This window comes from Komagataeibacter intermedius TF2 (assembly GCF_000964425.1).
GTDB classification, from domain to species: domain Bacteria; phylum Pseudomonadota; class Alphaproteobacteria; order Acetobacterales; family Acetobacteraceae; genus Komagataeibacter; species Komagataeibacter intermedius.
In genome coordinates this window covers 1-9,646 of record NZ_BANF01000126.1, presented here as the reverse complement: position 1 = coordinate 9,646, position 9,646 = coordinate 1, and the positions used below count along the sequence as shown (strand labels likewise).

At 59.6% G+C, this 9,646-nt stretch carries 6 protein-coding genes; 2 read left to right on the top strand and 4 right to left on the bottom strand.

Annotation, left to right across the window (positions count from 1 at the left end; translation table 11 throughout):
- From B7449_RS13660 to B7449_RS13650, 3 genes are all read right to left on the bottom strand, one after another.
- Positions 1-1,865 (bottom strand): PHP domain-containing protein (locus tag B7449_RS13660; protein ID WP_048883713.1); only part of this gene is annotated, 1,865 nt, incomplete at its 3' end.
- Entirely contained in the window at positions 1,862-3,400 is a 1,539-nt protein-coding gene (locus B7449_RS13655; protein ID WP_264996589.1) for a Y-family DNA polymerase, read from the bottom strand. The genes B7449_RS13655 and B7449_RS13660, both read right to left, overlap by 4 nt.
- Positions 3,300-4,076, bottom strand: a complete 777-nt coding sequence (locus B7449_RS13650) for an ImuA family protein (protein ID WP_048883711.1) — start codon at positions 4,074-4,076, stop codon at positions 3,300-3,302. Before B7449_RS13650 ends, B7449_RS13655 begins: the two co-directional genes overlap by 101 nt.
- A 264-nt stretch (positions 4,077-4,340) precedes the next feature.
- Here B7449_RS13650 and B7449_RS13645 point away from each other — a divergent pair, with 264 nt between their 5' ends.
- Positions 4,341-4,991, top strand: coding sequence for an SOS response-associated peptidase (locus B7449_RS13645; protein ID WP_034931775.1), 651 nt, complete (start codon positions 4,341-4,343; stop codon positions 4,989-4,991).
- A 63-nt stretch (positions 4,992-5,054) separates the two neighbouring features.
- Here B7449_RS13645 and B7449_RS13640 read toward each other — a convergent pair whose 3' ends face one another.
- Positions 5,055-5,228 carry an IS5/IS1182 family transposase gene (locus B7449_RS13640; protein ID WP_007396361.1) on the bottom strand — a complete coding sequence of 58 codons (174 nt, stop codon included), beginning with the start codon at positions 5,226-5,228 and terminating at the stop codon, positions 5,055-5,057.
- Positions 5,229-5,374: 146 nt separating this feature from the next.
- Between B7449_RS13640 and B7449_RS13635 the strand changes: the two genes are divergently transcribed.
- Positions 5,375-9,646 (top strand): DEAD/DEAH box helicase (locus B7449_RS13635; RefSeq protein ID WP_159108155.1); only part of this gene is annotated, 4,272 nt, incomplete at its 3' end.

Genomic DNA, 9,646 nt, shown 5'->3' with positions numbered 1-9,646 from the left:
ATGGCACATTGATGTCGCATGGAGGCCGTCCACCCCATCTGGATGGGACCGGGCCGGACAATGGCCACCTCGATCACCAGATCATAGAACACCCGGGGCCTGAGACGCGGCAGCATGGACATCTGGGCGCGGGATTCGATCTGGAACACCCCGATCGTGTCCGCCTTCCGGATCATGGCGTAGGTCCGCGGATCCTCGGCCGGGATGGTCTGCAGCGTGTAATGCTGCCCCTTGTGTTCAGCCAGAAGGTCCAGCCCCTTCTTCATGCAGGTCAGCATGCCCAGGGCCAGCACATCGACCTTCATGAATTTCAGGACGTCGATATCGTCCTTGTCCCATTCGATGATCTGGCGACCATCCATGGCCGCCGGTTCGATCGGTACCAGTTCATCCAGCCGGTCACGGGTCAGGACAAACCCGCCGGGATGCTGCGACAGGTGGCGCGGCACGCCGATCAGGCAGCGCGCCAGATCCAGCGTCAGCCGGATCCGCCGGTCGGACAGGTCGATCCCCGTTTCATTCAGCACGCCCTCATCCAGCTTGCGCCCCCAGCCCCAGATCTGGCCCGACAGGGTGCAGATCAGGTCTTCGGGCAGGCCCATGACCTTGCCGACATCGCGTAGGGCGCCCTTGGCGCGATAACGTGTGACTACAGCTGTAAGGGCAGCGTGGTTGCGGCCATAATGACCATAAATCCACTGGATCACCTGCTCCCGGCGCGCGTGTTCGAAATCAACATCGATATCGGGCGGCTCGCGGCGCTCTTCAGAGACGAACCGCTCAAACAGCAGCGATGTCCGTGCCGGATCGATGGCGGTAATGCCCAGCACGTAGCAGACAGCAGAATTGGCCGCCGATCCCCGCCCCTGGCACAAAATGCCCTGTGATCGGGCATGGCGGACGATACTATGCACGGTGAGGAAATATGGCGCGTAATCCATGCGCCCGATCAGGGCGAGTTCATGGCTGAGGGTTTTCCTGACCTCGGGTGGAATGCCTTCGGGATAGGCCGCTGCCGCCCCTTCCCAGGTCAGGGCTTCCAGCGCCTGCTGCGGTGACTGGCCCGGGACGGAGACCTCATCGGGATACTGGTAGGCCAGGTCATCAAGGCTGAAGCGGCAACGGGCCACGATCTCACGGGTCCGGTCGATCGCTTCGGGATAGCGACTGAACAGTCGGGCCATTTCCGCGGGCGGCTTGAGGTAGCGGTCCGCATGGCGCTCACGGGCAAACCCGGCCTCGTCGATGGTGGTGTGGTTGCGGATGCAGGTCACCACATCCTGCAGGATGCGCCGGTCATGGGTGTGGAACAGCACGTCATTGGTCACGACCGCTGGCACGCGCGCCTGTTGGGCGAGGTTCGCCAGTTCATACAGCCGCATCTGGTCATTGGGCCGGCGCCGCAGGGTCAGTGCCATATAGGCCCGGTCGGCAAAGGCATCCTTCAGCTTGCGCAGATGCAGGGCGCAGGCATCATCCGCCGTATCCGGGAGCAGGATCACAAGGAGGCCCTCGCCCCATGCCACCAGATCCTCCCAGAGCAGACGGCATTTCCCCTTCCCGACCCGCGCCTTGCCAAGGCTCAGCAGCCGGCACAGGCGACCATAGGCGGCCCGATCCGTCGGATAGACCAGAACGGGCGCGAAATCGGCAAGGTCGAGACGGCAGCCCACGACCAGGCGGATACCGGTCTCTTTCGCGGCCACATGGGCCTGCACCATGCCTGCCAGGGAATTGCGGTCACAGATGCCCAGCGCTTCAATGCCAAGGGCCTTCGCCTGTTCGAACAGTTCAATCGGTGAGGACGCACCGCGCAGGAACGAGAAATAACTCGTCACCTGCAGTTCGGCGTATGCCACGCTCATTCAAAGAGACCGTGCAGGAACCAGCCCTGCGAACCGGTCTCGCCATGTTCGCCATCCCCGGTCCGGTAAACCCAGAATGTCTCTCCGCTGGTGTCTTCCACCCGGAAATAGTCCCGCACGGTGGTCAGTTCGGCATCCCCTTTCCACCATTCGCCAAACACGCGCTCGGGGCCATCGGCGCATCTGATCCGGCGGCGGATGCCGCGCCAGATGAAGAAGACCGGCGGATGGTCGGGCAGCACCGCCATGGTCTGGATCGGCTCGGGACGGGGCAGCAGGCGCGTAGGGCGCGGCCAGTGATCAGGCCAGTCCCTTCCGTCCTCGGGTGCAAGGGCGGGCACGCGGCAGACGGCCCGCTCGGGCACGTCGCTTTCCACCGGGGCGAAGCGATACAGGGCCTGCGTGCCGACGCGGTTGGCCAGGGTATCGATCAGGTCGGAGACGTCGGCCTCTTCTTCCTCGATCAGGGCGGAGACACCCTGGCGGTGCAGGATCGGCTCGGCCAGCGACGCGGTCAGCACCATGCGCTCGATCCCGAAGCCCGGATCGATGGTCTCGATCCTGTCACAGAGCAGACGGGTCAGGCGTCTGACGTCCCGCACCGGCATGGCCGTAGCCACACGGACGGCCTCGGTTCGGCTGTCCACCCGGTGCAGCAGCAGGTCGAGGCGGCGCACGCCCTGCTCGCGTTCCTCCAACCCGGCGCACAGGGGCGGCACGAGTTTGGTGATGTAGCGGGCAATGGTCTCGGCTGCGCTGATCGGTTCGGCAAAATTCCGGCTGACCTGCACCGGCGCCTGCAGCCGGACCGGGACAATGGCTTCCGCCTGCCGCCCGAAAGCCTGGTCCAGCCTGCGGGCGACATCCGGGCCGAAGCGCAGGGTCAGCGGCGCGCGCGGCATGCCGGCCAGAGGACCGATGCGTGACACGCCCAGCCCATGGAGGCCATCAATGATATCCGCTGGCAGGCGTAGGGCTTCGATGGGTAGATCAGTGATCGCTGCCGCCGTCTCACCAGGCGGCACGAGGGTGATGCGTTCCCGGCCATAACGCGCCAGCGCATGGGCGGCGCCCCACGTATCGGCAATCGCGGCCCGGGCCGTGATCCCGGCCTCCTTCAGGCGCGAGACCATGTTCTCCAGCATGACGGCCTCACCCCCATGCAGGTGATCGGCACCGGTCGTATCCAGCACGATGCCGTCTGGCGGATCGGGAGCCACGATGGGGGCGATGCGGTGCTGGAACCACAGCGACAGCCGCTCCAGTCCAGCCCGGTCACCGTCCGGGTCGGCATCCATGATGAGCAGATCGGGATGGAGCGCCTGCGCTTTCGCGACAGGCGTGCCGGGACGCAGGCCCAGCCTGCGGGCGGCGAGATCGACCGACAGCACGACCCGTCGCCGCCCTTCCCGCCCGACGAGTGCCAGCGGGCGGTCAGGCGCGGGCGCGTCGGTGCCCAGCCGCTTCCTGATCCGGTCTGTCGGCCAGAGTGGCAGGTAGAGCGAGACGACACGGTGCCAGTCTCCCTTTGGCATCACAGGCCTCCACTTCGAAATCGGCGCATTCGCCCGCGCGGGCACGGATCAGTTCCAGCAGCCAGCGGGACCGGCCGACACCGGGAACCGGCAGCGGCACGGATGGCAGGACGGATACCCGCCACCGGGTGACCGAAGCGGTGGGCTGGCCGAAATCGGCGGCATCCGTCTGTCGCCGCCAGCGTCGTATGGCGATGCCCAGTGCGCCGGATGTCTCGGTCGCCAGCTGCAGGCGGCGCGAGGCGGTCATGGACAGGCGGCCCACCTCGGCGACGACTGCGCCCAGCCCCTGACGACGCAATGCCTCCTCGAAACAGGCCAGGACATCGACGTCCGAACTGGCCGCGACATAGATGGTCCGTCGCGCCGACAGCCCGACCTGCTGCAGTGCTGGGGCATACAGGTCCTGACGGGTGGCGATCCACAGCACCTTGCCCCGTGTCCGGGCTGCGATCCCGGCGGAAAACAGCCCGGATGCTGCTGCATTCAGGGCGTCATGGCCGCCGCCTGCCACCTCATGCAGCGCGCCCAGAGCCAGGCCGCCATCTGGCAGACGACCGTCAATCTCGGGCATGCCGAAGGGCAGCACGCCCCGCCTGCGTCGGCCCTGGCCTTCGAGGCGGCTGACCTGAGCTCTCAGCGCCTCCAGCGCAGGACGGGGTTCGGGTGCGGGCATGGGGTCGGACAGTCCATTCGGGTGTTTCTGGCACGGAATCAGCGATTGTGTTCGTTATTTGTTCTGGCACGGTGACGAATGTCAACCCATTCTGGAAAAGCGGTTGCGATCCGAGCGCGGGCACAGGCCTGCCGACCGATTCAGGCGTGATGAAAACTGTCTGGATTACAGGGGTTTATCAGGAACAGTCCGGCCACCCCCTTCGTGCAGGGTGGATACCATCCGGCAGGACACCCATATCCGGACTCGCGAAAGGACGGCGTGATGTGCAACCTCTATGCGATGACCGGCAGCCAGCAGGCGATCCGGGAGGCGGCCCGGGTCATGACCGACCGCACCGGCAATCTCCGGCCCCTGCCCGAGATCTGGCCCAACACCCTGGCGCCCATCGTGCGGAACGCGCAGGACGGGCGTGAACTGGTCATGGCGTGTTGGGGCATGCCCACGCCGCCGAACTACCTGAAAGGCCACAGGGTCGATCGGGGTGTGACCAATATCCGCAACCCGACCTCGACCTGGTGGAAGCGCTGGGAAGGTGTGGCGCATCGCTGCCTGGTGCCGCTCACGGCCTTTTCCGAACCGGAGCGCCTGCCAGATGGGACCAGCAGGCCCGTCTGGTTTGTCCGCAGCGATGGGGAGCCGTTGGCTTTCTTTGCAGGGATCTGGTGCCAGTGGACGTCAGTACGAAAACTGGCGGATGGCGAGACAACGGATGACCTGTTCGGCTTCCTGACCACCACAGCCAATCGGGAAGTCGGCACCATTCATCCGAAAGCCATGCCGGTCATCCTGACCCGGCCGGGAGAATTGGATCTCTGGATGAATGCCCCTCTGGACGAAGCGCTGCAACTGCAGCGCCCTCTGCCCGACAATGCCCTGACGGTCGCGAATGCTCCTGTGGGAAGTAATTATTAAATGTCGCCTTTTGCGCCAGACGCCTTACTCAGCCCACCGCCGAAACCAGACATAGACGGAGTTCTATTTTCCGTAACGCTCATGCATGTTCCGCCATGGGCAACCGACACGCAGGACATAAAGCATTTCATTGAGAAACAGATGGTTATCCTGTGCCGGTCGTGACCAACGCTCACGTTCAGGCGGCAGCAGGCCGCCAATGATCGCCCCTTCTTCGTCCGTCAGATCGCCACGCATTCATAGATTTCCGCAAATACCAGCGTTGAATCATGTCCACGTCAGTCTGAAAAAACCTTTTGTCAGCAGGCCCTATTCCCCATCCCTATGGCAAGGGTTAATCTGGTCAGACGTGATTTTCAGACCGTCCAAAGGCTTGCCCGATTATGTCCGCGCTTTCCCAACTGCTTGATACCTATAGAAATCTGTCCGTCACAGAGCGCGAGAAAGGCACCTACTTCGAGGAACTGATTGTCTGCTACCTGCGAACAGAGCCGAGCTACGCGGACCTGTATGACCAGGTATGGACATACAAGGACTGGGCAACCCAAGAAGGCTATGTCGCGAAAGACACGGGCATCGATCTGGTCGCCAGAACGCGGGGCACCGGTGAATACCATGCCATCCAGTGCAAATTCTATGCCCCGTCTCACCGTATCAGCAAGCAGGATATCGACAGCTTTTTCACCGCCTCGGGAAAAAAGCATTTTGCCCGACGTATCATTGTCGCCACGACCAACCACTGGACCGACAATGCCGAGGCATCGCTTGCGAACCAGCATCCGCCCGTCAGCAAGATTGATCTGTATGACCTGGAAACCAGCCTGATTGACTGGTCGCAATATCAGCCCAAGATTGCTCCTATCCTGCGGGCACAGAAGAAAGCCCGCGAGCATCAGAAAACCGCCATCAGCCGGGTTCTGGCAGGATTCAAGAGTCATAACCGTGGCCGTCTGATCATGGCCTGTGGGACGGGCAAGACTTTCACCAGCCTGAAAATCGCGGAGCAGCAGGTCGGGGCCGGTGGTCGTGTCCTGTTCCTCGTCCCCAGCCTGTCCCTGCTGTCCCAGACCCTGACCGAATGGACCCAGGAAAGTCAGGTGCCGCTCCACAGCTTCGCGGTCTGTTCCGACAGTGACGTGGGAAAAAAGAAGGCGAAGAACGACGACGAGATTAAGGTCAACATCCACGAAATCCGCTACCCGGCAACCACCAGTCCCGGCCGTCTGGCGACCGAACACACCAAACGGCATGACGACGCGCATATGACGGTCGTGTTTGCGACCTATCATTCCATCGATGTCATCAGCCGTGCCCAGAAAGAGCATGACTTCCCCGAGTTCGATCTGATCGTCTGCGATGAAGCGCACAGGACAACAGGGGTCACTTTCGGGGGTGAGGAAAACGATAGCACCTTCGTCCGCGTCCATAACCAGGATTATCTGGCTGGCAGGCACCGACTCTACATGACTGCCACCCCGCGTATTTACGGCGATGTGGCGCGGGAAAAGGCCGAAAAGGAAGGGGCCATTGTCTATGGCATGAACAATGAGGCCATCTACGGGCCAGAGTTCCATGTCATCACCTTCTCCGAGGCCGTTCGGCGCAAACTGCTGGTGGACTACAAGGTCATCGTGCTGGCGGTTGACGAGGGAACCGTCAGCCGTAGTGTCCAGAAGCTTCTGGATGACCCCGATAACGGCCTGACCGTCTCCGATGCCTCCAAAATTGTTGGATGCTGGAAGGCGCTGGCGACGGGCGGATTGCCTCGTGAAGGGACAACTATCCCCGAACCGATGAAGCGGGCCGTCGCCTTCTGCCAGGTCATTTCTCCCGACTACAAGGGAAGGACATCCAAGGTCAGTTCCATCCAGATTGCCGATATGTTCCAGCAGGTCGTGGAGGAATATCAGGAACAGGAAGACATTGAACCTGAAGCCCGTCTGGTATGCGAAGCCGAACACGTCGATGGCGGGATGAACGCCAGCGAAAAGGAAGGCAAACTCGCCTGGCTGAAGGACGAGACCCCGGAAGGCATATGTCGGGTTCTGTCCAATGTCCGTTGCTTGTCGGAAGGGGTGGACGTGCCGGCGCTGGATGCAGTCCTGTTCCTGACCCCCAGGAATTCACAGGTGGATGTGGTCCAGTCCGTGGGCCGTGTGATGCGGGTCGCACCAGGCAAGAAGCGGGGCTATGTCGTACTGCCCGTAGTTATCCCGGCTGGGGTTGAGCCAGACCAGGCTCTGGATAACAACAAGACCTATCAGGTGGTCTGGCAGGTGCTTCAGGCCCTGCGTTCTCACGATGACCGTTTTGATCACATGGTCAATAAGATGGATCTTCAGGCCAGACCTGACACATCCCGCATGGAAGTCATCGCGGTCACGAAGAAGATCACGGCCAAGACAAAGGCCCTGACAACAGGCACAGCCCAGAAAGCCCATTCGTCCTACAAAATTGGAAAGAAGGCTTCATTCCCTAACGACGACAGGCAGGAAACCCTGCAATTTGAAGTTGGGGAAATTGAACGGGCTATCTATGCCAAAATCGTCAAGAAGGTCGGCAACCGTCATCACTGGGAAGACTGGGCCGATGATATCGCCCGGATTGCCCAGACCCACATCACCCGCATCAAAACCATTCTGGAGAATCCCAACAACGTGGAAGCCCGGACCTCGTTCAAGGAATTCACGTCAGACCTGCGAACGGAACTGAACGACAGCATCAGCGAGGACGAAGTCATCGAGATGCTGGCACAGCATCTCATCACCCGCCCCGTGTTCGAAGCCCTGTTCGCTGGCCATAGCTTCATTGGCGACAACCCCATGTCCAGAGCCATGCAGACGGTTCTGGATGCTCTGGACAAGCACAGCCTGCATAAGGAAACGGACAGGCTGGAGGCTTTCTATGCCAGCGTGCGTGAACGGGCTTCGGGCATTGATACGTCCTATGGTCGCCAGAAGGTTATCAAGGAACTGTATGACGGCTTTTTCCAAAAAGCCTTCCCACGCCTGAAGGACCGCCTGGGTATTGTCTACACGCCTATTGAGGTGGTGGATTTCATCATCCGTTCCATCAACGACGTGCTGGAAAGCGAGTTCGGTCAGACCCTTGGAAGCAAGGGTGTCCATATCATGGACCCCTTTACGGGCACGGGTACATTCATCACCCGGTTATTGCAGAGCGGGTTGATTACGAAGGAGCAGATGCTCCATAAATACCGACAGGAACTCCACGCTAACGAAATCGTCCTGCTGGCTTATTATATCGCTTCCATCAATATCGAGGCCACGTTTTCCGACCTGATGGACGGGAACTATGAACCCTTCGAGGGTATCTGTCTGACTGACACCTTCAGGCTGAACGAACCGCATGATCTGGTGAGTTCAACCCTGGAGGACAACAATCGGCGTATCCGTAAACAGAAGAAGCTGGATATCCGTGTCATCATGGGAAACCCGCCCTATTCAGTGGGGCAGGAAAGCGGGAACGACAACAACCAGAACGTGGCCTATCCCACCTTGGATGCCCGCATTGCGGAAACCTATGCAGAACGTTCCACGGCCACGAACAAGCGCGCCCTGTATGACAGTTATATCCGCGCCATCCGCTGGTCATCTGACCGCATTGGGGATTGTGGCGTCATCGGTTTCGTGACCAACGCAGGCTTTCTGGATGCCAATACGGCAAATGGCTTGCGCCAGTGTCTGGCCGAAGAATTTTCCTCCATCCATGTGTTTCATCTGCGGGGCAACCAGCGGACATCAGGGGAAACATCACGCAAGGAAGGCGGAAAAATATTCGATGCTGGAAGCCGGGCGCCGATTGCCATTTCCCTCATGGTCAAGAATCCAAATGCGAAGAAACAGGGCCGTATCCTGTTTTATGATATTGGGGATTATCTGACTCGTGAGCAGAAGCTGAAACGTATTCAGGAACTGGCCAGCGTCAACAGTCTGACCGGCGAAGGTCTGTGGCAGATCATCACGCCTGACGAACATGGAGACTGGCTACGGCAACGGGATGACAGCTTCAGGAAATTTATTGCTATTGGAAGTAAAGAGAAGAACGCAGGACCTATGCTGTTCTGTCTATTTTCCCGTGGAGTTGAAACCGCACGCGATGCATGGTGTTTTAACTCTTCCCGTTCTGCTTTGGAAAGCAATATTAAAACAATGATTTCTACCTATGAGGGAGAACTTCAGCGATTTAATGATGCTTTCCCGTCGTTAGACCGCAAAGAGCGGGAAAAACAACTGGACGGTTTTGTTACGTCAGACCCGACGAGAATTAGCTGGTCACGTTCCTTGCGTCAGGACTTTACAAAAAATGTGCCGTTATCATTTGATGGCAAGCGGATAGTTCTATCTCTCTATCGTCCATTTCAGAGACAGTATCTCTACTTTGACAAGAATATAAACAATTATATAAATCAGATGCCTCGACTTTTTCCTGATGCGAAAGCGGATAATCTGATCATATGCGTTCCGGGCTTAGGCGGGGATAAAGGTTTTTCAGCATTTGTGACCAATCACGCCATTGACTTGAATCTCGCTCCAGCCATGGGAGGTTATCAGGCATTCCCTCAATTCATTTATGAAATTGATACTCTGAAACAGAACAGAACAGAACAGAACAGAACAGAACAGAACAGAACA

Bases quoted from the DNA above. Each gene is read 5' to 3' on its own strand.
- B7449_RS13655 (WP_264996589.1), bottom strand. From the start codon at position 3,400: ATGCCAAAGGGAGACTGGCACCGTGTCGTCTCGCTCTACCTGCCACTC.
- B7449_RS13640 (WP_007396361.1), bottom strand. From the start codon at position 5,228: ATGCGTGGCGATCTGACGGACGAAGAAGGGGCGATCATTGGCGGCCTG.
- B7449_RS13650 (WP_048883711.1), bottom strand. From the start codon at position 4,076: ATGCCCGCACCCGAACCCCGTCCTGCGCTGGAGGCGCTGAGAGCTCAG.
- B7449_RS13645 (WP_034931775.1), top strand. From the start codon at position 4,341: ATGTGCAACCTCTATGCGATGACCGGCAGCCAGCAGGCGATCCGGGAG.